The organism is Streptomyces sp. NPDC042102, from assembly GCF_055582305.1.
Genome location: NZ_JBVJDL010000012.1, coordinates 9,958 through 36,872, shown reverse-complemented (window position 1 = coordinate 36,872; position 26,915 = coordinate 9,958). Strand labels below are relative to the sequence as shown.

The 26,915-nt window shown below is 76.6% G+C and carries 2 protein-coding genes; both read left to right on the top strand.

What is annotated here, in order from left to right; translation table 11 throughout:
• Positions 1–105: 105 nt before the first annotated feature.
• The gene (locus ACZ6KO_RS30355; protein ID WP_469307292.1) at positions 106–15,048 is read left to right on the top strand and encodes an SDR family NAD(P)-dependent oxidoreductase; all 14,943 of its coding nucleotides are present in this window, start codon (positions 106–108) and stop codon (positions 15,046–15,048) included.
• A 77-nt stretch (positions 15,049–15,125) separates the two neighbouring features.
• Positions 15,126–26,912, top strand: coding sequence for an SDR family NAD(P)-dependent oxidoreductase (locus ACZ6KO_RS30350; RefSeq protein WP_469307291.1), 11,787 nt, complete (start codon positions 15,126–15,128; stop codon positions 26,910–26,912).
• Positions 26,913–26,915 lie beyond the last annotated feature (3 nt).

Below are 26,915 nucleotides of genomic sequence, written 5' to 3'. Positions count from 1 at the left end.
GCGAAGGGGGAGATCGTGGCTGACCCGGTGAATTCGGCACGGCAGACGACGGCGGCTCCGGAGGCGTCCGGGACATCCGGAACCCCGGGCCGCGGCACCGGGCCCATCGCGGTCATCGGCATCTCCTGCCGGTTCCCGCAGGCCGACGGACCGGACGCGTACTGGCGGCTGCTGCGGGACGGCACCGACGCCGTCACCGAGGCGCCGCGCGGACGCCGCGACGTGGTGCCCGAGGGCGCCGGACCGGCCACCGGCCGCGGCGGCTACCTCGACCGGGTCGACACCTTCGACGCCCGCTTCTTCGGGATCTCCCCGCGCGAGGCGGCCGCGATGGACCCGCAGCAGCGGCTCGTCCTCGAACTGGCCTGGGAGGCCCTCGAGGACGCCGGTGTCCTGCCCGCCACCCTCAAGAACAGCGGCACCGGCGTGTTCGTCGGCGCGATCTGGGACGACTACGCCGACCTCGTGCGCCGCTCCGGCGCCGCCGGCGTCTCGCCGCACACCTTCACCGGGCTCAACCGCGGCGTCATCGCCAACCGGGTCTCGTACACCCTGGGCCTGCACGGCCCCAGCATGACCGTGGACACCGCCCAGTCCTCCTCGCTGGTCGCCGTCCACCTCGCCTGCCAGGCCCTGCTCACCGGCGAGGCCGACCTGGCGCTGGCCGGCGGCGTCAACCTGCGCCTGGCGCCCGGCAGTTCCGAGATCACCGACGGCTTCGGCGCGCTGTCCCCCGACGGCCGCTGCCACACCTTCGACGCCCGCGCCAACGGGTTCGTCCGCGGCGAGGGCGGCGGCCTGGTGCTGCTCAAGCCCCTGGACCGGGCACTGGCCGACGGCGACCGGGTGCACTGCGTGCTGCTCGGCAGCGCCGTCAACCACGACGGCGCCACCGACGGCCTCACCGTGCCCGGCGCCGGCGCCCAGGCCGAGGTGGTCCGGCGCGCCCTGGCGGCCGCCGGGACCGACCCCGGGGCCGTCCAGTACGTCGAACTCCACGGCACCGGAACCCCCGTCGGCGACCCGGTCGAGGCCACCGCGCTCGGCGACGCGCTCGGATCCGCCCGCGACGAGGACGACCCGCTGCCGGTCGGCTCCGCCAAGACCAACATCGGGCACCTGGAGGGCGCCGCCGGAATCGCCGGCCTGATCAAGGCCGCCCTCGCCGTCGGCCACCGCACGCTCCCGGCCAGCCTCAACTTCCGCAGCCCCAACCTGGACATCCACCTCGACGCGCTGCACCTGCGGGTCCAGACCGAGGCCGGCCCGTGGCCCCACCCCGACCGCCCCCTGATCGCGGGGGTCAGCTCCTTCGGCCTGGGCGGCGCCAACTGCCACGTGGTGATCGGCGAACCCCCGGCCGCGACGGACTCCGCCCGCGCGGCCACCGGCACGGACGGGGCGGGGGCCGGGGCCCGGGGCCTGGCCGACGCCGTCACGGCTGCCGGGGCCGCAGCCGAGGCCGAAGCCGAGGCCGGCCCGGGGACGCGGGCCGGGGCCACCGGCCCGGCCGGGGCCGGGGCTCGGGGCCCGGTCGACGCCGTCACGGCTGCCGAAGCCGCCGAGGCCGACCCCGGGGCGCGGCGGACGCTGCTCCTGCCCGTCTCCGGGCGGGGCGAGGCCGCGCTGCGCGCGCAGGCCGGGCGGCTGAGTGCCTTCGTCGAGGGGTACCACGGGGAGCCCGCCGCGCTCGCCCACGCGCTCTCCACCACCCGTACCGCCCACGAGGACCGCGCCGTCGTACTCGCCGAGGACCTCGGTGGCTTCGCCGCCGGGCTCGCCGACCTCGCCGCCGGCACCGGATCCGCCCACGTGGTGGAAGGCCGGGCCCGCGCCGGCCGCACCGCCTTCCTCTTCTCCGGCCAGGGCAGCCAGCGCGCCGGCATGGGCCGCGAGCTCCACGCCGGCCAGCCCGTCTTCGCCGCCGCCTTCGACGAGGCCTGTGCCGCGCTCGACGCGCACCTGCCGCGCCCGCTGCGCGAGATCGCCTTCGCCGCGCCGGGCACCGCCGAGGCCGGGCTCCTCGACCGCACCGCCTGGACCCAGCCCGCCCTGTTCGCGTTCGAGGTCGCCGCCCACCGGCTCCTGGAGCACTTCGGCGTCCGCCCCGACTACGTCGTCGGCCACTCCATCGGCGAACTCGCCGCCGCCCACGTCGCCGGCGTCCTCACCCTCGCCGACGCCGCCGCCCTCGTCGCCGCCCGCGGCCGCCTCATGGACGCGCTGCCCGAGGGCGGCGCCATGGCCGCGCTCCAGGCCACCGAGGACGAGGTACGGCCGCTGGCCGAGGACGGCACCGGCCGGGTCTGCGTCGCCGCCGTCAACGGGCCGCGCTCCGTCGTCGTCTCCGGCGACGCCGACGCCGTCGACGCGATCGCCGCGCACTTCGCCGGGCAGGGCCGCAAGACCAAGCGGCTGCGCGTCAGCCACGCCTTCCACTCGCCCCACATGGACGGCATGCTCGAGGAGTTCCGCGCCGTCGCGGCCTCCCTCACCTACCACCCGGCCCGCCTGCCCGTCGTCTCCAACCTCACCGGGGCCGTCGTCGCCGACGCCGAGATCGCCACCGCCGACTACTGGGTGCGCCACGTCCGCGAGGCCGTCCGCTTCGCCGACGGCATCCGCACCCTCGACGCCGCCGGCGTCACCACGTACGTCGAACTCGGCCCCGACGGCGCCCTGTCCTCCGCCGGCCGCGAGTGCGCGGGCGAGGACGCCGCGTTCGTCCCCGTCGCCCGCACCGGCAAGCAGCCCGAACCGCGGTCCTTCACGCACGCCCTCGCCCGGCTGCACACCCTCGGCGCCGCCGAGGGGCTCGACTGGGCCGCCGTCCTCGGCACCGCCGGCCCGGCACCCCGGCTGGACCTGCCCACGTACGCCTTCCAGCGCCGCCGGCACTGGATCGACACCAGCGCCGCGCCGGCCGCCACCCGCACGTCCGTCCCGGCCTCGGCCTCGGCCGCGGCCGAGGAGCAGGAGCCGGAGCCGGAGTCCGCGCTGCCCTCCAGCGCCCTGCGCGAGCGTCTGGAGGCGCTGCCCGCCGAGGCCCGCGAACAGGCCGTCCTCGACCTGCTGCGCGCCGACATCGCCGCCGTCCTCCAGCACGAGGACGCCGCCGACATCGACCTGCGCGACACCTTCCACGAGCTCGGCCTCGACTCCTGGACCGCCGTCGAACTGCGCGACCGCCTCGGCCGCAGCACCGGCCTGGCCCTGCCCTCCAGCCTGCTCTTCGACCACCCGACCCCGGTCCTGCTCGCCCGCCATCTGCGCGAGAGCGCCCTCGGCGGCGCCGCCGCCCAGGAGGCCACCGCCCAGCGCGCCGCCGGCACCGGGGCGGACGAGCCCATCGCCGTCGTCGCCATGGCCTGCCGCTTCCCCGGCGGCACCGACTCGCCCGAGGCCCTGTGGGAGGTCCTCGCCGAGGGCCGCGACGTCATCGGCCCCTTCCCCACCGACCGCGGCTGGGACCTGGAGGGCCTGTACGACCCCGAGGGCCGCCCCGGCACCCACTACGTCCGCGAGGGCGGCTTCCTGCGCGGCGCCACCCTCTTCGACCCGGCCTTCTTCGGCATCTCCCCGCGCGAGGCCGCCGCCATGGACCCCCAGCAGCGCCTGCTGCTGGAGACCTCCTGGGAGGCCCTGGAGCGCGCCGGACTCGACCCGCACTCCCTCAAGGGCACCCCGACCGGCGTGTTCGTCGGCGCCACCTTCCAGGACTACGGCCCCCGCCTGCACGAGGGCACCGAGTCCACCGAGGGCTACCTGATGACCGGCAGCACGCCCAGCGTCGCCTCCGGCCGCATCGCCTACAGCCTCGGCCTGGAGGGCCCGGCCGTCACCGTCGACACCGCCTGCTCCGCCTCCCTCGTCGCCCTGCACCTGGCGGCCGAGTCGCTGCGCCGCGGCGAGTGCACGCTCGCCGTCGCCGGCGGCGTCACCGTGATGCCGACCCCCGGCCTGTTCGTCGAACTCACCCGCCAGCGGGCGCTGTCCGCCGACGGCCGCTGCAAGTCCTTCTCCGCCTCCGCCGACGGCACCGGCTGGGCCGAGGGCGCCGGCGTGCTGCTGCTGGAGAAGCTCTCCGACGCCCGGCGGCACGGCCACCAGGTCCTCGCCGTGATCCGCGGCTCCGCCATCAACCAGGACGGCGCCTCCAACGGGCTGACCGCCCCCAACGGCCCCTCCCAGCAGCGCGTCGTACGCCAGGCCCTGGCCAACGCGGGCCTGGCCGCCCGCGACGTCGACGCCGTCGAGGCGCACGGCACCGGCACCCGCCTCGGCGACCCCATCGAGGCGCACGCCCTGCTGGCGACGTACGGCCAGGACCGGCCCGCGGACCGGCCGCTGTGGCTCGGCTCCCTGAAGTCCAACATCGGCCACACCCAGCAGGCCGCCGGTGTCGCGGGCGTCATCAAGATGGTCCTCGCCCTGCGCCACGGGGTGCTGCCCAGGACCCTGCACGCCGACGAGCGGTCCCCGCACATCGACTGGTCCGCGGGCGCCGTCGAACTCCTCGCCGAGGCCCGCCCGTGGCCCGGCGCCGAGGAGACCGGCCGGCCGCGCCGCGCCGGTGTCTCCTCCTTCGGCATCAGCGGCACCAACGCCCACCTCATCCTGGAGGAGGCGCCCGCCGAGGACGCCCCCGCCGACGCGGCCCCCGCCGCCACCGGCCCGGTGCCGTGGCTGCTGTCCGCCCGGACCGAGGACGCGCTGCGCGAGGCCGCGGCCCGGCTGAGCACGTACGCCCAGGCGCACCCGGAGACCGCCGACACCGCCGTCGCCGCGGCCCTCGCCGGCCACCGCTCCGTCTTCGAGCACCGCGCGGTCGTCCTCGGCTCCTCCCGCGACGACCTGCTGGCCGCCCTGGACGCCCCGGCCGTCACCGGCGTCGCGGACGCCGGCGGCAGGACGGTGTTCGTCTTCCCCGGCCAGGGCTCGCAGTGGGCCGGCATGGCCGTGGAACTGCTGGACTCCTCGGACGTGTTCGCGGACCGGTTCGCCGAGGTCGCGGACGCCGTCGAGGCCCACGTGGACTGGTCCGTCGAGGCCGTGCTGCGCGGGCAGGAGGACGCTCCGCCGCTGACCCGGATCGAGGTCCTCCAGCCGGTCCTGTTCACCGTCATGGTCTGCCTCGCCGCCGAGTGGGAGGCCGCCGGGGTCCGCCCCGACGCGGTCGTGGGCCACTCGCAGGGCGAGATCGCGGCGGCGGCGGTGTCCGGGGCGCTGTCGCTGGAGGACGCGGCGAAGGTCGTCGTCCTGCGCTCGCAGCTGTTCGCGGACGAGCTGGTGGGCCGCGGCGCGGTCGCCTCCGTGTCGCTGCCGCGCGCCGAGGCCGAGGCCCGCCTGGCCCCGTACGGGGACGCCCTGTCCATCGCCGGGATCAACGGCCCGCGCGCCGTGACCGTCGCCGGAGAGGTCGCCCCGCTGGAGCAGCTCGTCGCCGCGCTGGAGGCCGAGGGCGTCCGCGCGAAGATCGTGCCGTCCACGGTGGCCTCGCACTGTGCGCAGGTCGACCGGCTCGAGGAGCGGATCCTGGAGCTGCTGGCCTTCGTCCGCCCGCGCACCGGCACCGTCCCGCTCTACTCCACTGTCACCGGCGAGGTCCTCGACGGCTCCGAGCTCGACGCCGCCTACTGGTACGAGAACTGCCGCCGGCCCGTCTCCTTCGAGCCGGTCGTCCGCGCCCTCCTCGCCGCGGGATTCCGGGCGTTCATCGAGTCCAGCGCCCACCCGGTCCTCACGTACGGCCTGCTGGAGACCGCCGAGGACGCCGGCGCCGACATCCTGGCCACCGGCACCCTGCGCCGCGACGAGGGCGGCCCCGCGCGGCTGCTGACCTCGCTCGCCACGGCCTGGACCCGGGGCGTCGCCGTCGACTGGAGCACGGTCGTCGCGGGTATCGGCTCGGGCGCCGCCGCCACGGCCGCCACCGCGCTGCCCACCTACCCCTTCCAGCGGCAGCGGCACTGGCTCGACGCCCCCGCCACCGGCGCCGGCGACGTCGCCGCGGCCGGCCTGGCCGGGGCCGGGCACCCGCTGCTGGGCGCGGCCGTCCCCCTCGCCGACGGCGACCGCTTCCTGCTGACCGGTCGGCTCTCCCTGCAGAGCCACCCCTGGCTCGCCGACCACGGCGTCGGTGAAACGGTTCTGCTGCCCGGTACCGCCTTCGTCGAACTCGCCATCCGCGCGGGCGACGAGGCCGGCTGCGGGCACCTGGAGGAACTCACCCTCGAAGCGCCGCTGGTCCTCCCGGCCCGCGGCGGCGTCCAGGTCCAGGCGACCGTCGGCGCCCCCGACGGCTCCGGCCGACGGCCCGTCACGGTCCACGCCCGCCCCGAGGACGACGGTGCGGACACCCCCTGGACCCGGCACGCCAGCGGCTTCCTGGCCCCCGCCGCCGCCCCCGCGGGCGCGGCCGCCGACCTGTCGGTGTGGCCGCCGGCGGGCGCCGAGCCCGTGGACCTGGCCGGGTTCTATGCGGGCACGGCCGCCGCGGGTTATGCGTACGGGCCGGCGTTCCAGGGTCTGAAAGCCGCGTGGCGGCTGGGCGAGGAGGTGTACGCCGAGGTCGTCCTCGACCCGGCGCAGCGCGAGGAGGCGGCCGCGTTCGGCCTGCACCCCGCCCTCCTCGACGCCGCCCTCCACGCCGAGCAGCTCGTCCGCGCGGCGAAGGGCGAGGACGCGGGCGTGCGCCTGCCGTTCGTGTGGAGCGGACTGTCCCTGCACGCCACCGGCGCCACCGCGGTGCGCCTGCGCATGACCCCGCTCGCCACCGACACCGTCGCACTGACCGTCGCCGACGCCGAGGGCCGCCCGGTCGCCCACGCCGACTCGCTCGTCCTGCGGCCCGTCGCCGCGGGCGCGCTGGGCGGCGCCCGGAACGAGGGCCTGCACCGCGTGGAGTGGACCCCCGTCCCGGCGCCCGCGCCCGCCACCGTGGCGGACGCGACCGAACTGGGCGGCGCCGCGTACCCCGCCCTGGCCGACCTCACCGCCGCCCTCGACCGCGGCCTGGCCGTCCCGGAGACGGTCGTCATCACGTACGAGGCCCTGGCCGCGCAGGCACACGGCGCCACCGCCGGGTCCGGCGTGGCCGGTGCCGCCCGGGCGGCCACCGGACGGGTGCTCGGGCTCGTCCGCGACTGGCTCGCCGAGGACCGGCTCGCCGCCGCCCGGCTGGTGATCGTCACCCGCGGTGCCGTCTGCGCCCGGCCCGGCGAGGACGCCGCCGACCTCGTCCACGCCCCGCTGTGGGGCCTGGTCCGCTCCGCCCAGACCGAGAACCAGGACCGCTTCGTCCTCCTCGACCTCGACCCCCGGGACCGCACCGGCACCGCCGACCTGGCCGCCGTCCTGGCCACCGGCGAGCCGCAACTGGCCGTCCGCGACGGCGCGCTGCTCGCCCCGCGCCTGGTCCGCGCCACCGAGCCGCCCGCCGGCCGGCCCGACTGGCACCCCGACGGCACCGTCCTGATCACCGGCGGCACCGGCACCCTGGGCGCCCTGCTGGCCCGCCACCTGGTCACCGAGCACGGCGTACGCCGGCTGCTGCTGACCGGGCGGCGCGGTCCCGACGCCCCGGGAGCCGCCGAACTCGCCGCCGAGCTCGGCGCGCTGGGCGCCGACGTCGAGATCGCCGCCTGCGACGCCGCCGACCGCGACGCCCTCGCCGCGCTCCTCGCGAGCATTCCCGCCGACCGTCCGCTCACCGGAGTCGTGCACGCCGCCGGCGTCCTCGACGACGGCCTGGTCGGCGCGCTCACCGACGAGCGCCTCGACGCCGTCATGCGCCCCAAGACCGACGCGGCCTGGAACCTCCACGAGCTCACCCGCGACCTCGACCTCGCCGTCTTCGTCCTCTACTCCTCCATCGCCGGCGTCTTCGGCAACCCCGGCCAGGCCAACTACGCCGCCGCCAACGCCTTCATGGACGCCCTCGCCCACCACCGGCACGCCCAGGGCCTGCCCGCCACCTCCCTCGCCTGGGGCCTGTGGCAGCAGACCAGCGGCATGCTGGCCCACCTGGCGGACGGCGACCTCGGCTGGATGACCCGCGCCGGCATCCTGCCGCTGGCCTCCGAGCACGGCCTGGCGCTCTTCGACGCCGCCCTGCGCACCCCCGCCCGCCCCCTGCTGGTCCCCGTCCGCCTGGACACCGCGACCCTGCGCACCCGCGCCGCGTCCGGGCTCCTCCCCGGCCTGTTCCGCGCCCTGGTACGGGTCCCCGCCCGGCGCGCCGTCGAAGCGGCCACCGCCGACGCCGAGACGTCCTCGCTGGTCCGCCGGCTGTCCGGGCTCGGCACCGCCGAGCGGGAGCGGGCGGTCCTGGACATCGTGCGCGGCGCCGTCGCCGCCGTCCTCGGCCACGCCGACCCCGCAGCGATCCGCCCCGACAAGGCGTTCAAGGAACTCGGCTTCGACTCGCTGACCGCCGTCGAACTGCGCAACCAGCTCAGCGCCGCCACCGGCCTGCGGCTGCCCGCCACCATCGTCTTCGACCACCCCACGGTCACGGCGGCCGCCGGGTACCTGCTCGCCGAACTCCTCGGCGCCCAGGACGACAGCGCGTCCCGGCCGGGCCGGGACGCCGCCCCGGCGGCAACCCCCGCCGCGTACGACGAGCCGATCGCGATCGTCGGCATGGCCTGCCGCTACCCCGGCGGGGTCGCCTCGCCCGAAGACCTGTGGCAGCTCGTCGCCGAGGGCCGCGACGCCGTCGCCGGCTTCCCCACCGACCGCGGATGGGACCTCGACACCCTCTTCGACCCCGACCCGGAACGCCTGGGCACCAGCTACGCCCGCGAGGGCGGATTCCTCCACGAGGCGGGCGACTTCGACCCCGTCCTGTTCGGGATCTCGCCGCGTGAGGCCCTCGCCATGGACCCGCAGCAGCGGCTGCTGCTGGAGGCGTCCTGGGAGGCGTTCGAGCGGGCCGGCCTCGGCCTCGACGCCGTCCGCGGCAGCCGTACCGGCGTCTTCGCCGGCGCCATGCACCACGACTACGCCTTCCGCGTCGAGGAGAACCCCCAGCGGGTCGAGGGCTACGGCCTGACCGGCACCCAGGGCAGCGTCGTCTCCGGCCGGGTCTCCTACACCTTCGGCCTGGAGGGCCCGGCCGTCACCGTCGACACCGCCTGCTCCTCCTCCCTGGTCGCGCTGCACCTCGCGGCCCAGTCGCTGCGGCAGGGCGAATGCACCATGGCCCTGGCGGGCGGTGTCGCCGTCATGGCCACCCCCGGCGTGTTCGTCGAGTTCAGCCGCCAGCGCGGGATGGCCGCCGACGGCCGCTGCAAGTCCTTCGCCGCCACCGCCGACGGCACCGGCTGGGCCGAGGGCGTCGGCGTCCTCCTCCTGGAGCGGCTCTCCGACGCCCGCCGCAACGGCCACCACGTCCTGGCCGTCGTCCGCGGCACCGCCACCAACCAGGACGGCGCCTCCAACGGCCTGACCGCCCCCAACGGACCGGCCCAGCAGCGCGTCATCCGGCAGGCCCTCGCCAACGCCCGGCTGGCCCCGCAGGACGTCGACGCCGTCGAGGCACACGGCACCGGCACCACCCTCGGCGACCCGATCGAGGCGCAGGCGCTGCTGGCGACCTACGGCCAGGACCGGCCCGGGGACCGGCCGCTGTGGCTCGGCTCCCTGAAGTCCAACATCGGCCACGCCCAGGCCGCCGCCGGTGTCGCAGGCGTCATCAAGATGGTCGAGGCGATGCGCCACGGCGTCCTGCCGCAGACCCTGCACGTCGACGAGCCGACGCCCGAGGTCCTCTGGTCGGCGGGAGCGGTGGAACTGCTGACCGAGCCCGTCGAGTGGCCGGAGACCGGCCGCCCGCGCCGGGCCGGCGTCTCCTCCTTCGGCATCAGCGGCACCAACGCCCACGTCATCATCGAGCAGGCCCCCGCCGAGCCCGAGAGGGCCGCCGCACCGGCGCCCGCCGGGCCGCTGCCGTGGGTCCTCTCGGCCCGCGGCCCCGAGGCCCTGCGCGCCCAGGCCGGCCGGCTCGCCGAGCTGGACGGCGCGGCCGCGGCCGCGGACGTCGCGCAGGCCCTGCTGACCACGCGCACGGCCCTGGAGCACCGCGCGGTCGTCCTGGCCGAGGACACCGAGGGCTTCCGCGCCGGCCTGCGGGCCCTGGCCGAGGGCACCTCCGCTCCGGGCGTCGCCCAGGGCATCGCCGGGAGCACGGAACGGCTGGCGTTCCTGTTCTCGGGTCAGGGTGCGCAGCGGGTGGGGATGGGCCGTGAGCTGTACGCGGCGCAGCCGGTGTTCGCGGCCGCCTTCGACGAGGTGTGTGCTCACTTTGCACTGCCGTTGAAGGATGTCGTCTTCGGTGGTGGTGAGGAGGTGCATCGCACCGAGTTCACGCAGCCGGCGCTGTTCGCTATGGAGGTGGCGCTGTTCCGGCTGGTGGAGTCGTTCGGTGTGCGGCCGGACTTCGTGGCCGGGCATTCGATCGGTGAGATCGCCGCCGCGCACGTGGCCGGGGTGCTGTCCCTTCAGGACGCGTGCGCGCTGGTGGAGGCGCGGGGCCGGCTGATGGGCGCGCTGCCCGAGGGTGGCGCGATGGTCTCGGTCCGGGCGACCGAGGACGAGGTCCGCGAGCACCTGACGGGCCTGGCCGACCGCGTCGGTATCGCCGCGGTCAACGGGCCGGAGTCGGTGGTGATCTCCGGCGCCGAGGACGATGTCCTCGCGGTGGCGGAGCGGTTGGCGGCGCAGGGTCGTAAGACCAAGCGGCTGACGGTCTCCCACGCGTTCCACTCGCCGTTGATGGAGCCGATGCTGGCCGAGTTCGGTGAGGTCGCCGGTCAGCTCACGTACGGGACGCCTTCGATCCCCGTGGTGTCGAACGTGACCGGTGAGCAGATCAGCGAGTTCACCGCCGCCTATTGGGTGGAGCACGTGCGTGGTGCCGTCCGGTTCGGTGACGGGATCCGTCATCTCGCCGATCAGGGTGTGGGGCATTTCCTGGAGCTGGGTCCGCAGGGTGTGCTCGCCGCGATGGCCGGCGAGTCGCTGCCCGAGGGCTTCGGCGGGCTGCTGACGCCCGTGCTGCGCAAGGACCGGGGGGAGGGCGAGGCGTTCCTCGGGGCGCTCGCCGAGGCCTGGACGCGGGGGCTGTCCGTGGACTGGGCGCCGCTGTTCGCCGGGCGGACCGCCCGCCGGGTGGACCTGCCCACGTACGCCTTCCAGCACGAGCGGTTCTGGCTCCAGCCGTCCCGCTCCGCGCGCGGCGAGGCGGCCGGCCTCGGCCTCACCGACGCCGGGCACCCGCTGCTCGGCGCGTCGGTGGAACTCGCCGACGGGGACGGGCTCGTCCTCACCGGACGGCTCGGCGCCGACACCCTGCCCTGGGTCGCGGACCACACGGTGGCGGGCACGGTCCTGCTGCCCGGGACCGCGTTCGTCGAACTCGCCCTGCGCGCGGGCGACGAGATCGGCTGCGGGCTCCTGGAGGAGCTGACCCTGGAGGCTCCGCTCGCCCTGCCCCAGCGCGGCGCGGCCCGCCTCCAGGTGGTCGTGGGCGCCCCGGACGACGCGTCGGGCCGCCGCAGCGTCGTCGTCCACTCCCGTCCCGAGGGCGCCGAGGCGGCCCTGGCCTGGACCCGCCACGCCAGCGGCACCCTCGCTCCCGCGGGCGTCGTGCCGGCCGTCGCCGAACTGGCCGTCTGGCCGCCGGCCGGGGCCCGGCGCATCGACCTCGGCGGCTTCTACGCGGGCCTGGCCGAGGCCGGCTACGGCTACGGGCCCGCCTTCCAGGGCCTGAAGGCCGCGTGGCGGCTGGGCGAGGAGGTGTACGCCGAGGTCGCCCTCGACCCGGCGCAGCAGGAGGAGGCGGCCGCGTTCGGCCTGCACCCGGCCCTGCTGGACGCCGCCCTGCACGGCATGCTGCTCGACGTCGCCGCCGGATCCGGGGACGGACGGATCCGGCTCCCGTTCGCCTGGAGCGGGGTGGCCGTGCACGCCGAGGGCGCCGCCGCGGTCCGCGTCCGCCTGGTGCCCGCCGGCACCGACGCGGTCGCGGTCACCGTCGCCGACACCTCGGGCCTGCCGGTCGCGAGCATCGACGCGCTCACCCTGCTGCCGGTCTCCGAGGACCAGCTGCACCGGGCCAGGACCGCCGACAACGACGCGCTCTTCCGCGTCGACTGGACCCCGGTCGCCGCCGCCGACGCGGCGCCCTCGACCTGGGCCCTGCTCGGCGCCACCGACCGCGAGGACGTGACGGCCCACGCCGACCTGTCCGCGCTGGCCGCCGCGATCGAGGCCGGCGCCCCGGTGCCGGACGCCGTCCTGCTGCCGCTCGCCCCGGTCCGTACGGCGGTCACCGCCGACGGGACCCGCGCGGCCACGGCCCGGCTGCTGGCCACCGTTCAGCAGTGGCTGGCCGACCCCGTGTTCGGCGCGGCCCGCCTGGTCGTCCGTACGCGCGGCGCGGTCGCCGTACGGCACGGCGAGGACGTCACCGACCTCACCCACGCCGGAGTGTGGGGCCTGATCCGCTCGGCGCAGGCCGAGAACCCGGGCCGGCTGGTGCTCCTCGACAGCGACACCGACAGCGAGACCGACAGCGACGGTGACGGCGGGGACGGGAGCGGGATCGGCGCGGTCCTGGCCACCGGGGAGGGGCAGATCGCCGTCCGCGACGGCGCGTTCCTCGCCCCGCGGCTGGCCCGCGCCGGGTCCGGCGCGCTGCTCGCCCCGCCGCAGGACGCCCCGCACTGGCGCCTGGACACCACCGGCGGCGGCACCCTGGAGAGCCTGGCCCTCGTGCCCTTCCCGGAGGCGGCCGAGCCGCTGGGCGCCGGACAGGTGCGGATCGCCGTACGCGCGGCCGGCCTGAACTTCCGCGACGTGCTGATGGCGCTGGGCATGTACCCGGACGCGATCGTGCTCGGCAGCGAGGCCTCCGGCGTCGTCACCGAGACCGCGGCGGACGTCACCCACGTCCGTCCCGGCGACCGGGTGTTCGGCATGGTGCCGCACTCGTTCGGCGAGGTGGCCGTCGCCGACGCCCGGATGGTGGCCCGCATGCCCGCGGGCTGGTCCTTCGAGCAGGCGGCCTCCGTGCCGGCGGTGTTCCTCACCGCCTACTACGGGCTGGTGGACCTCGCCGGGCTGCGCGCGGGCGAGCGGGTGCTCGTGCACTCCGCCGCCGGCGGTGTCGGCATGGCCGCCGTCCAGCTCGCCCGGCACCTGGGCGCCGAGGTGTTCGGCACGGCCAGCGAGGGCAAGTGGGACGTGCTGCGCCGGCAGGTCCGGCTGGAGGGCGCCCACTACGGCTCCTCGCGCGACGCCTCCTTCGAGGAGCGGTTCAGCCACGCGACCGGCGGGCGCGGCATGGACGTCGTCCTGGACTGCCTGGCCGGCGAGCTGGTCGACGCCTCGCTGCGGCTGCTGCCGCGCGGCGGCCGGTTCATCGAGATGGGCAAGACCGACATCCGTGACCCGCAGGCCGTCGCCCGCGACTACCCGGGCGTCGCCTACCAGGCCTTCGACCTCATGGAGGCCGGGCCGGAGCGGATCGGGCAGATGCTCGCCGCGCTGGCCGGGCTGTTCGCGTCGGGCGCGCTGAAGCCGCTGCCCACGCGCAGCTGGGACATCCGGCGGGCCCCGGAGGCCTTCCGGTTCATGAGCCAGGCCAAGCACACCGGCAAGCTCGTGCTGACCGTCCCGCAGGCCTGGGACCCGGCGGGCACCGTGCTCGTCACCGGCGGTACCGGCACGCTGGGCGCGCTGGTGGCCAGGCACCTCGTGACCGAGCACGGGGTACGGCACCTGCTGCTGACGGGCCGTCGCGGCCCCGAGGCGCCGGGTGCGGCCGAGCTCGTGGCGGAGATCGCTGCGCTGGGCGGGTCGGCGGAGGTCGTCGCCTGCGACGCCGCCGACCGCGAGGCCCTCGCGGCCCTGCTGGCCGCCGTACCGGCCGAGAGGCCGCTGCGCGCGGTCGTGCACACCGCGGGCGTCGTCGACGACGGCGTCGTGGACGCGCTGACCCCCGACCGGCTGGCCGCCGTCCTGCGGCCCAAGGTCGACGCGGCCGTCAACCTGCACGAACTCACCCGCGACCGGGACCTGACCGCCTTCGTGCTGTACTCCTCGGCGGCCGGTGTCCTCGGCAACGCGGGCCAGGCCAACTACGCCGCCGGCAACACCTTCCTGGACGCCCTCGCCGCGCACCGGCGCGCCCAGGGCCTGCCCGGCACCTCGCTGGCCTGGGGCCACTGGGCCGAGTCCAGCGGCATGACCGCCGGCCTGGACAGCACCGACCTCGCCCGCCTGGGCCGGTCCGGCTTCCTGCCCATGACCAACGCGCAGGGCCTGACGCTCCTCGACGACGCCCTGCGCCAGGACGAGGCACTGCTCGCCCCGGTCCGCCTGGACCTGGCGGGCCTGCGCGACCAGGCGCGCGGCGGCGCCCTGCCGGACCTCCTCAAGGGCCTGGTACGGGCCCCCGCCCGGCGCGTGGTCGAAGCGGCCGCCGCCGCGCAGGGCGCCGTACCGCTGGCGCAGCAGCTGGCCGGCCTGCCGGACGCCGAGCGCGAGCACGTCCTGCTGGAACTGGTCCGCACGAACGTGGCCACCGTGCTCGGCCACGGGGCGCCCGCCGCCGTCGGCGCCGACCGCACCTTCAAGGAGCTGGGCTTCGACTCGCTGACCGCGGTCGAGTTCCGCAACCGGCTGGGGGCGGCGACCGGACTGCGGCTGCCCCCGACGCTGATCTTCGACTACCCGACGACCAGCACGCTCGCCAAGCACCTGCTCGCCGAGCTGGTGCCCGACGACGCGGCCGGCGCCCCCGGCGCCGACCTGCTGGCCGAACTCGGCCGCCTGGAGGCGGCGGTGCTCGCCGCCGACCCGGACGCGCCCGGCCACGACGAGGTGACCGGCCGCATCGAGGAGCTCCTCCAGCGCTGGAAGGCGCTCGCCGCCGCCTCCGACCCGGCCCCCGCCGCCGGCGAGGACGTCGCGGACCGCCTCCAGTCGGCCTCGGCCGACGAGGTACTCGACTTCATCCAGAACGAGCTCGGGGTCTCCTGACCCCCGGAGCCCGCGAGAACAGGGAAGGACACGCCGCGATGGCGAACGAGGACAAGCTGGTCGAGTCCCTCAAGCGAGTGGCCGCCGAGCTCCACGAGACCCGGCAGCGGCTGAGCGAGGCCGAGAACCGGGGCAGCGAACCGATCGCCGTGGTGGGCATGGCCTGCCGCTACCCGGGCGGGGTCCGCTCGCCCGAGGACCTGTGGCAGCTCGTCGCGGAGGGCCGGGACGCGATCTCCGGCTTCCCGGCCGACCGCGGCTGGGACCGCGACGCGCTCTACCACCCCGACCCCGACCACGCGGGCACCACGTACACCCGCTCCGGCGGATTCCTGTACGACGCCCCGGAGTTCGACCCCGGCCTGTTCGGCATCTCCCCGCGCGAGGCCCTGGCGATGGACCCGCAGCAGCGGGTCCTGCTGGAGACCTCCTGGGAGGCGCTGGAACGGGCCGGGCTCGACCCGCACACCCTCAAGGGCACCCAGACCGGCGTGTACGTCGGCGCGGCCACCCCCGCGTACATCGTCGGCGGCCACAACGCCCAGGACGGCGCCGAGGGCTACTCGCTCACCGGCACCTCCGGCAGCGTCGTCTCCGGCCGCCTGGCCTACCACTACGGCTTCGAGGGCCCGGCGGTCACCGTCGACACCGCGTGCTCCTCCTCCCTGGTGGCCCTGCACCTGGCCGCGCAGGCACTGCGGGGCGGGGAATGCTCCATGGCGCTCGCCGGCGGCGTCAGCGTCATGTCCGTGCCCGGCCTGTTCGTCGAGTTCAGCCGCCAGCGCGGACTGTCCGAGGACGGCCGCTGCAAGGCCTTCGCCGCGTCCGCCGACGGCACCGGCTGGGGCGAGGGCGTCGGCGTGATCGTCCTGGAGAAGCTCTCCGACGCCCGCCGCCACGGCCACCAGGTCCTCGCCGTGATCCGCGGCTCCGCCACCAACCAGGACGGCGCCTCCAACGGCCTCGCCGCCCCCAACGGCCCCTCGCAGCAGCGGGTCATCCGCCAGGCCCTGGCCAACGCCCGGCTGCGGGCCCGGGACGTCGACGTGGTCGAGGCGCACGGCACCGGCACCACCCTCGGCGACCCCATCGAGGCGCAGGCCGTGATCGCCACGTACGGGCAGGACCGGCCGGCGGACGCCCCGCTGTGGCTGGGCTCCCTCAAGACCAACATCGGGCACACCGCCGCGGCCGCCGGTATCGCCGGCGTCATCAAGATGACCATGGCGATCCGCAACGGCGTCCTGCCCAGGACCCTCCACGTGGACGAGCCCACCCCGCACGTCGACTGGTCGGCGGGCGCCGTCGAGCTCCTCACCGAGGCCCGCCGGTGGCCCGAGGCCGACCGGCCGCGCCGCGCAGCCGTCTCCGCGTTCGGCATCAGCGGCACCAACGCCCACCTGATCCTCGAACAGGCCGAGCCCGACCCGGAGCCGGCGCCCGCCGCCCCGGCGGTCCCGGGCCCGGGCCCGGTCCCGTTCACCGCAGCCACCGGCACCGCCGACGCCCTCGTGCCGTGGCCGCTGTCCGCGCACAGCGCGGCCGCCCTGCGCGGCCAGGCCGGCCGGCTGCACGACTTCGCCGCCGGCCAGGACGCCCCGGCCGCCGCCGACACCGCCCTGTCGCTGGCCACCACCCGCGCCGCCCTCGCCCACCGCGCGGTGGTCGTCGGCACGGCGGACCGGCTCGGCGCTCTCGCGCGGCTCGCCGCCGGCGAGAGCGCCGCCCAGGTCGTCGAGGGCGTCGCCGACATCGAGGGCAAGACGGCCTTCGTCTTCCCCGGGCAGGGCTCCCAGTGGGCGGGCATGGCCGTGGAGCTGTACGACTCCTCGCCGGTGTTCGCCGCCCGCCTCGACGCCTGCGCGGCGGCCCTGGCCCCGTACACCGACTGGTCGTTGCTGGACGTGCTGCGCCAGGGCGAGGGCGCGCCCGGCTTCGACCGGGTGGACGTGGTCCAGCCCGCGCTGTGGGCCGTGATGGTCTCGCTCGCCGAGCTGTGGCGCGCCTGCGGCATCGAACCGTCCGCCGTCGTCGGCCACTCGCAGGGCGAGATCGCGGCCGCCGCCGTCGCGGGCGCGCTGTCCCTGGAGGACGCCGCCAAGGTCTCCGCCCTGCGCGCCAAGGCCCTGCTGGCCCTCGCGGGCAAGGGCGGCATGATGTCGGTGGCCGCCCCGGCCGACGCGGTGCGCACGCGCATCGCCGCCTGGGGCGACGACCTCGCCGTCGCCGCCGTCAACGGCCCCGGTTCCACCGTCGTCTCCGGCACCCCGCAGGCCCTCGACGCCCTGCTCGCCGCCTGCGAGGCCGACGGGGTGCGGGCCCGCCGTATCAACGTGGACTACGCCTCCCACGGCCCGCAGGTCGAGGAGATCCGCGAGGCCGTGCTCACCGCCCTCGCCGGGATCACCCCCCGCAAGGCGGCCGTGCCCTTCCTCTCCACCGTCACCGGCCGCGTCGTCGACGGCACCGAACTCGACGCCGAGTACTGGTACACCAACCTCCGCCGGACCGTCCGCTTCGAGGACGGCATCCGCGCCCTCCTCGACCGCGGCCACGGCTTCTTCATCGAGGCCAGCGCCCACCCCGTCCTGACCGTCGGCGTCCAGGAGACCATCGACGCGGTCGGCCTGCCCGCCGTCGCGCTGGGCTCGCTGCGCCGTGACGAGGGCGGCCCGCGCCGCTTCCTCACCTCCCTCGCCGAGGCCTGGACCCGCGGCGCGTCCCCCGACTGGCGGGCCGTACTCGCCGGACACGGCGCGCGCACCACCGGGCTCCCCACGTACGCCTTCCAGCGCTCCCGCTTCTGGGCGCAGACCCCCTCCGGCGCCGGCGACGTCGCCGCGGCCGGCCTGGCCGGGGCCGGGCACCCGCTGCTGGGCGCGGCCGTTCCCGTCGCCGAGGGCGACCAGTTCCTGCTGACCGGTCGGCTCTCCCTGCAGAGCCACCCCTGGCTCGCCGACCACGCCGTGGGCGCAACGGTCCTGCTGCCCGGCACCGCCTTCGTCGAACTCGCCGTCCGCGCGGGCGACGAGGCCGGCTGCGGGGCGCTGCGCGACCTCACCCTGGAGACCCCGCTGCCGCTGCCCGCCACGGGCGCCGTCCAGCTCCAGCTCGTCGTCGGCGAGAGCGCCGCCGACGGCAGCCGCCCCGTCACCGTGTACGCCCGCCCCGACGGTGCGGACACCCCCTGGACCCGGCACGCCGGCGCCGTCGTCGCCCCCGCCGCCGCCCCCGCGGGCGCGGCCGCCGACCTGTCGGTGTGGCCGCCGGCGGGCGCCGAGCCCGTGGACCTGGCCGGGTTCTACACGCGCACGGCCGCCGCGGGTTATGCGTACGGGCCGGCGTTCCAGGGCCTGAAGGCCGCGTGGCGGCTGGGCGAGGAGGTGTACGCCGAGGTCGCCCTCGACCCCGCGCAGCGCGAGGAGGCGGCCGCGTTCGGCCTGCACCCCGCCCTCCTCGACGCCGCCCTCCACGCCACGCTGCTCGGCGGCGACATCACCGGCGTCGAGCTGCCCTTCGCGTGGAGCGGCGTCACCCTGCACGCCACCGGCGCCCCCGCCCTGCGCGTCCGGATCGCCCCCGGGCCCGGCGGCGAACTCGCCGTGGACCTCGCCGACCCGGCCGGCCGGCCCGTCGCCACCGTCGAGGCCCTCAGCCTGCTGCCCGTCGACCCGGCCCGCCTGCACGGCACCGGACCCGACCTCAGCACCCTGCACCGCGTCAGCTGGTCCGCCGTACCGCTGCCCGGCACGGCGCCCGCCGGGGAATGGGCCGCCCTCGGCGGCGACCGCTACCCCGACCTCGCCGCCCTGACGGCCGCACTCGACGCGGGCACCCCGGCCCCCAGCCACGTCCTGCTGCCCTTCCCGGCGCCCGCGCCGGACGGTACGGCGACGCCGCGGAACCCGGCCCGGGCCGCCCGGGCCACGGCCGCCGCCGCCCTGGAGACAATGCGGGCCTGGCTCGCCGACGAGCGGCTCGCCGCGCTGCGGCTGGTCGTCGTCACCACCGGAGCCGTCCGCACCCGCGCCGGGGACCCCGCGCCCGACCTGGCCCTCGCCCCGCTGTGGGGCCTGCTCCGCTCCGCGCAGTCCGAGCACCCCGACCGCGTCCAGCTCGTCGACCTCGACCACGGCGCCGCCTCGCGGGACGCCCTCGAACGCGCCGTCGGCACCGGGGAACCCCAGCTCGCCCTCCGCGACGGCGTCCCGCTCGCCCCCCGCCTGGTCCGCACCGGCCCCACCGATGCCGCGGCTGCGGGCGGCTGGGGCGAGGGCACCGTCCTGATCACCGGCGGTACCGGCGCCCTGGGCGCGCTGGTGGCCAGGCACCTGGTCACCGAGCACGGCGTACGGCACCTGCTGCTGACCGGTCGCCGCGGGCCGGACGCCCCGGGTGCTGCCGAACTCGTCGCCGAGATCGCCGAGTTGGGCGGGTCGGCGGAGGTCGTCGGCTGCGACGCCGCCGACCGCGAGGCGCTGGCCGCCCTGCTGGCCGGCGTACCGGCCGAGAGACCGCTCACCGGGGTCGTGCACGCCGCCGGTGTCCTGGACGACGGTCTGATCGGTTCGCTCACCGGCGAGCAGCTCGACGCCGTCATGCGCCCCAAGACCGATGCCGCCTGGCACCTGCACGAGCTGACCCGTGAGCTGGACCTCGCCGCGTTCGTGCTCTTCTCCTCCGCCGCCGGCATCCTCGGCAACCCCGGCCAGGCCAACTACGCCGCCGCCAACGCCTTCCTCGACGCCCTCGCCGAGCACCGGCGCGCCGAGGGCCTGCCCGCCACCTCGCTGGCCTGGGGCCTGTGGGAGACCAGCGGCCTGACCGGCCACCTGACGGACGGCGACCTCGGCTGGGCCGCCCGCGCCGGCATCCTGCCGCTGACCGCCGCCCAGGGCCTGGCCGCCCTCGACGCGGCCGGCGGCGCGGGCTCGGGTGACGGGGACGACTCCGGTTCCGGTGACGGCGCCGTGGTCGTTCCCGTCCGCCTGGACGCCGCCGCCCTGCGCGCCCGCGCGGCCGCCGGACTGCTGCCCGTGCTGCTCTCCCAGCTGGTCCGCGTTCCGGCGCGGCGCACCGTGGCCACCGCCGCGGACGCCGAGGCCACCGGCTTCGCCCAGCGGATCGCCGGCCTCGGCGAGGCCGAGCGCGAGCGCGACCTGCTCGACCTCGTCCGCGGCCAGGTCGCGGCGGTCCTCGGACACGCCGACCCGGCCGCCATCGAGGCCGACAAGGCGTTCAAGGAACTCGGCTTCGACTCCCTGACCGCCGTCGAACTGCGCAACCGCCTCAATGCCGCCACCGGTCTGAAGCTGCCCGCCACCCTCATCTTCGACCACCCCACCCCCGGCGCCCTGGCCCGCCACGTGCTCGCCGGGATCCTCGCCTCCACCGCCACGGCCCCGGCGGCCGCCGCCCCGGCCCGCGCCGTCGCCGCCGACCCCGACGAGCCGATCGCGATCGTCGGCATGGCCTGCCGCTACCCCGGCGGGGTCGCCTCGCCCGAGGACCTGTGGCAGCTGGTGGCCGAGGGCCGCGACGCCGTCGCCGGGTTCCCCACCGACCGCGGCTGGGACCTCGACGCCCTCTACGACCCGGAGGGGCGCCGTACCGGCAGCTCCTACACCCGCAGTGGCGGATTCCTCTACGACGCCGCCGACTTCGACCCCGAGCTGTTCGGGATCTCCCCGCGCGAGGCCGTCACCATGGACCCCCAGCAGCGGCTGCTGCTGGAGGCGTCCTGGGAGGTCTTCGAACGGGCCGGCCTCGACCCCGTCGCGCTCAAGGGCAGCCGGACCGGCGTCTTCGCGGGCGTCATGTACCACGACTACGCCACCCACGTGGAGCAGGCCGCCGAGAGCGCCGAGGGCTACGTCCTCACCGGCACCTCCGGCAGCGTCGTCTCCGGCCGCCTGTCCTACGCCTTCGGTCTGGAGGGCCCGGCCGTCACCGTCGACACCGCCTGCTCGTCCTCCCTGGTCGCGCTGCACCTGGCGGCCCAGGCACTGCGCCAGGGCGAATGCTCGCTCGCCCTGGCCGGCGGTGTCACCGTCATGGCGACGCCCAGCGTGTTCGTCGAGTTCAGCAAGCAGCGCGGGCTGTCCGCCGACGGCCGCTGCAAGTCCTTCTCCTCCTCCGCCGACGGCACCGGCTGGTCCGAGGGCGCGGGGGTGCTGCTGCTGGAGAAGCTCTCCGACGCGCGGCGGCACGGCCACCAGGTCCTCGCCGTCCTGCGCGGTTCCGCCGTCAACCAGGACGGCGCCTCCAACGGCCTGACCGCCCCCAACGGCCCCTCCCAGCAGCGCGTCATCGAGCAGGCCCTCGCCAACGCCGGCCTGACCACGGGCGACGTCGACGCGGTCGAGGCGCACGGCACCGGCACCACCCTGGGCGACCCGATCGAGGCGCAGGCGCTGCTGGCGACGTACGGCCAGGACCGGCCCGGGGACCGGCCGCTGTGGCTGGGCTCGATCAAGTCGAACATGGGCCACGCGCAGGCCGCCGCCGGTGTCGCCGGCGTCATCAAGATGGTCGAGGCGATGCGCCACGGCGTCCTGCCGCAGACCCTGCACGTCGACGAGCCGTCCCCGCACATCGACTGGACCGACGGCGCGGTGGAACTCCTCACCGAGGCCCGCCCCTGGCCCGAGACCGGCCGTCCGCGCCGCGCGGGCGTGTCCTCCTTCGGCGCGAGCGGTACGAACGCCCACGTCGTCCTGGAGCAGGCGCCGGACACCCCCGTGGCCGAGCCCCGCACCGAGCCCGACGGCTCCCTCGTGACCTGGACCGTCTCCGGCCGCGGCGAGGCGGCGCTGCGCGCGCAGGCCGAACGGCTCGCCGCCCACGTCCGTACGGGCACCACCGACGCGGACCCGCGCGGCATCGCCCACGCGCTGGCCACCACCCGTACGGCGCTGGAACACCGCGGCGCGGTGACCGGCCCGGACCTGGACACCCTGCTCGCCGGGCTCGACGCCCTGGCGGCCGGCGGCCGGACAGCGGTCCAGCCCGGAAAGCTGGCGTTCCTGTTCTCGGGTCAGGGTGCGCAGCGGGTGGGGATGGGCCGTGAGCTGTACGCGGCGCAGCCGGTGTTCGCGGCCGCCTTCGACGAGGTGTGCGCTCACTTCGGACTGCCGTTGAAGGATGTCGTCTTCGGTGGTGGTGAGGAGGTGCACCGCACCGAGTTCACGCAGCCGGCGCTGTTCGCGGTGGAGGTGGCGCTGTTCCGCCTCGTGGAGTCCTTCGGGGTGCGGCCGGACTTCGTGGCCGGGCATTCGATCGGTGAGATCGCCGCCGCGCACGTGGCCGGGGTGCTGTCCCTTCAGGACGCCTGCACGCTGGTGGAGGCGCGGGGCCGGTTGATGGGCGCGCTGCCCGAGGGCGGCGCGATGGTCTCGGTCCGGGCGACCGAGGCGGAGGTCCGGGAGCTGCTGGCCGGGGCGGTGGACATCGCCGCCGTCAACGGGCCGGAGTCGGTGGTGATCTCGGGTGCCGAGGACGATGTCCTCGCGGTGGCGGAGCGGTTGGCGGCGCAGGGTCGTAAGACGAAGCGGCTGACGGTTTCGCACGCGTTCCACTCGCCGTTGATGGAGCCGATGCTGGCCGAGTTCGGTGCGGTCGCGTCGCGGCTGACGTACGGCACCCCGGCCATTCCGGTGGTCTCGAACGTCACCGGTGAGCAGATCAGCGAGTTCTCCGCCGCCTATTGGGTGGAGCACGTGCGCGGTGCTGTCCGGTTCGGTGACGGGATACGTCATCTCGCCGATCAGGGTGTGGGGCATTTCCTGGAGCTGGGTCCGCAGGGTGTGCTCGCGGCGATGGCCGGGGAGTCGTTGCCCGAGGGCTTCGGTGGGCTGCTGGCGCCGGTGCTGCGCAAGGACCGGGGGGAGGGCGAGGCGTTCCTCGGGGCGCTCGCCGAGGCCTGGACACGGGGCGTGTACGTCGACCGCGTTGCCCTGGCCGGCGGTTCCGCTTCCGCGTCCGCGACCGCCCGGAACGTCGGGCTCCCCACGTACGCCTTCCAGCGCAGCCGCTACTGGCCGCGCCCCGCCGCCACGGCCGCCGCCGACGTCGTCGCCGCCGGTCTCGGAGCTGCCGGGCACCCGCTGCTCGGCGCCACCGTGGTGCCCGCCGACGGCGGACAGCTGCTGCTCACGGGCCGGCTCTCGCTGCACACCCACCCCTGGCTGGCCGACCACGCCGTGGCCGGCACGGTCCTGCTGCCCGGGACCGCGTTCGTCGAACTCGCCCTGCGCGCGGGTGAGGAGGCCGGCTGCGGCGAACTCGCCGAGCTGACCATCGAGGCGCCCCTGGTGATCCCCGCGCACGGCGGCGTCCAGCTCCAGGTCCTCGTCGGCGCGGCCGAGGCCGACGGCAGCCGTCCGGTGGGCGTCCACGCCCGCTCCGAGGACACCGACGCCGTGTGGACGCGGCACGCCGCGGGCCGGCTCACCCCGGCCGCGGCCGGGACCCCGGAGCCCGTGGCGGACCTGGTCGCCTGGCCGCCGCCGGGCGCCGAACCGGTCGCTCTCGACGGGTTCTATGAGGGGCTCGCGGAAGCCGGATACGGGTACGGGCAGGCCTTTCAGGGGTTGGCCCGGGCCTGGCGTCGGAGCGACGGTGACGAGGTGTTCGCCGAGGTGGGGCTGCCCGATGCGCAGCAGGAGGAGGCGGGCTGGTTTGCTCTGCATCCGGCCCTGCTCGACGCTGCGCTGCACGGGCTCGCGGTCGCCGGGCCGGCCACGGACGCCGGGCAGGTCCGCCTGCCCTTCGCCTGGAGCGGTGTGCGTCTGCACGCCGTGGGCGCGTCCCGGTTGAGGGTCCGGCTCGCGCCGGCCGGCCCGGACTCCCTCGCCATCGACATCGCCGACCCGACCGGTCACCCGGTCGTGTCCGTGGACCGCCTGGCGACCCGTACGGTCGCCGCGGACCAGCTCGCCGCCTCCGTGACGGGCGCCGGCGGCTCCGACTCGCTGTACCGGCTCGACTGGACCGCCGTGCCGTCGGCCGCCGCTCCCACGGCCGGCCCGCGGGTCGCCGTCGGCGGCGACGACCCCGACCACGCCGACCTCGACGCCCTGTTCACGGCGCTCGACGAGGGCGCCCCGGTGCCCGCCGCGGCCGTCCTGTACGCCGGCCCGCACCCCGCCGGTGCCGGCACCGGCCTCGCCGCGGCCGCCCACACGGCCACCGCGGCGCTGCTCGCCGGCCTCCAGGCCTGGCTGGCCGACGAGCGGCTGCGGTCGACCCGGCTGGTGATCACCACCCGGGGCGCCGTGACCGTCCTGCCGCACGAGGACATCACCGAGCTTGCCCACGCCCCGCTGTGGGGCCTGGTGCGCTCGGCGCAGGCCGAGAACCCGGGCCGTTTCGTGCTCTTCGACACCGACGACCCGGCGGCGGGGATCCCGGAGGCGGTCTTCGGCACCGACGAGCCGCAGGCGGCGCTGCGCGACGGCGCGCTGATGGTGCCCCGGATGGTCCGGGCCGCGGCGGCCGGCGCCACCTCGGCGCCCGCGCTGCCCGTGGGATCCTCCTGGATCCTGGGCAGCACCCGCGCCGGCACCCTCGACGGCCTCGGCTTCATGCCGTCCCCGGCCGCCGGGATGGAGCTCGCCGAGGGCGAGGTCCGCGTCGCGGTCCGCGCCGCCGGACTGAACTTCCGCGACGTGATGATCGCGCTCGGCATGTACCCCGGGCTGGCCCGGATGGGCAACGAGGGCGCGGGCATCGTCACCGAGGTCGGCCCCGGCGTCACCGGCATCGAGGTCGGCGACGCGGTCACCGGCCTGATCCGGGGCGCGTTCGGCCCGGTCGCGGTCGTCGACCACCGGCTCGTGGTGAAGATCCCCGACGGCTGGACCTTCGAGCAGGCCGCGGCGATCCCGACGGTCTTCCTCACCGCCTACTACGGCCTGGTGGACCTCGCCGGGCTGCGGGCGGGCCAGAAGGTCCTCGTCCACGCCACCTCCGGCGGTGTCGGCATGGCCGCCGTCCAGCTCGTGCGCCACCTGGGGGCCGAGGTGTTCGGCACGGCCAGCGAGGGCAAGTGGGACGTCCTGCGGGCCCTGGGCCTGCCGGACACCCACATCGCCTCCTCGCGCGACGCCTCCTTCGAGGAGCGCTTCCGCACCGCCACCGGCGGTGCGGGCGTGGACGTCGTCCTGGACTGCCTGGCCGGCGAGCTGGTCGACGCCTCGCTGCGGCTGCTGCCGCGCGGCGGCCACTTCCTGGAGATGGGCAAGACCGACGTCCGCGACGCCGACGAGGTCGCCCGCGCCCACCCGGGCGTCAGCTACCAGGCCTTCGACATGGTCGAGGGCGCGGGTCCCGAGCGGATCGGGCAGATGCTCGCCGAACTCGGCCGGCTCTTCGCCTCGGGCGCGCTCACGCCGCTGCCCGTGCGGGCCTGGGACATCCGCCGCGCCTCCGACGCGTTCCGGTTCATGAGCCAGGCCAAGCACACCGGCAAGCTCGTGCTGACCGTCCCGCAGTCCTGGGACCCGGCGGGCACCGTGCTCGTCACCGGCGGTACGGGAACGCTGGGCGCGCTGGTGGCCAAGCACCTGGTCACCGAGCACGGCGTACGGCACCTGCTGCTGACGGGCCGTCGCGGCCCTGACGCTCCGGGTGCGGCCGAGCTCGTCGCGGAGATCGCTGCGCTGGGCGGGTCGGCGGAGGTCGTCGCCTGCGACGCCGCCGACCGGGAAGCCCTCGCGGCCCTGCTGGCCGCCGTACCGGCCGAGAGGCCGCTGCGCGCGGTCGTGCACACCGCCGGCGTCGTCGACGACGGCGTCCTCGCCTCCCTCGACGCGGACCGGCTCGCCGCCGTCCTGCGGCCGAAGGTGGACGCGGCCGTCAACCTGCACGAACTCACCCGCGGCCTGGACCTCACCGCCTTCGTCCTCTACTCCTCCGTCGCAGGCGTCCTGGGCGGCCCCGGCCAGGCCAACTACGCGGCAGCCAACACCTTCCTGGACGCCCTCGCCCAGCACCGGCGGGCCCAGGGCCTGCCCGGCACCTCGCTGGCCTGGGGCCACTGGGCCGAGTCCAGCGGCATGACCGCCGGCCTGGACAGCGCCGACCTCGCCCGGATGAGCCGCTCCGGCGTGCTCCCGCTCAGCACCGAACAGGGCCTGGCCCTGTTCGACGAGGGGCCCCGGCACGACGAGGCGTTGCTGGCCGCCGTACGCCTGGACCCGGCGGCGCTGCGCGAGCAGGCCGACGCGGGCCGGCTGCCCGGGGCGCTCAAGGACCTGATCCGGGGCTCCGTACGCCGCGCCGCGGACGGGCCGGCCGGTCCCTCCGGCGCCGCGGCCCTCACCGAGCAGCTGGCCGCACTCACCGCCACCGAACGCGCCGAGGTGCTCCTCGACCTGGTCCGCGGCCACGTGGCCACCGTCCTCGCCCACCCCAACCCGGGAGCCATCGACACCGAACGCGGCTTCCTCGACCTGGGCTTCGACTCGCTCACGGCCGTCGAACTGCGCAACGGCCTCGGCGCGGCCACCGGGCTGCGGCTGCCGACCACGCTGATCTTCGACCACCCGTCGCCCGCCGCCCTCGCCGACCACCTCCACCAGGAGCTGGAAGTCGGCGGCGACGACGGCGCGGCCGCCCGGGAAGCCGCGGTGCTCGACGCCATGACGGGCTGGGAAACGGCCGTCACCGCGCTGCCCGCGGGCAGCGACGGCCGGGAACGGGCGGTCAACCGGCTCCGCTCGATCCTCTGGAAGCTCGACCGGGCCGGTACCGAGAACGACCACGACAGCGAGGCGGAGGCCTCCGACGGGCCCGCGGAGATCACCTCGGCGAGCGACGACGAAATGTTCGCCCTCATCGAGAAGGAACTCGGTCTCAACTGATCC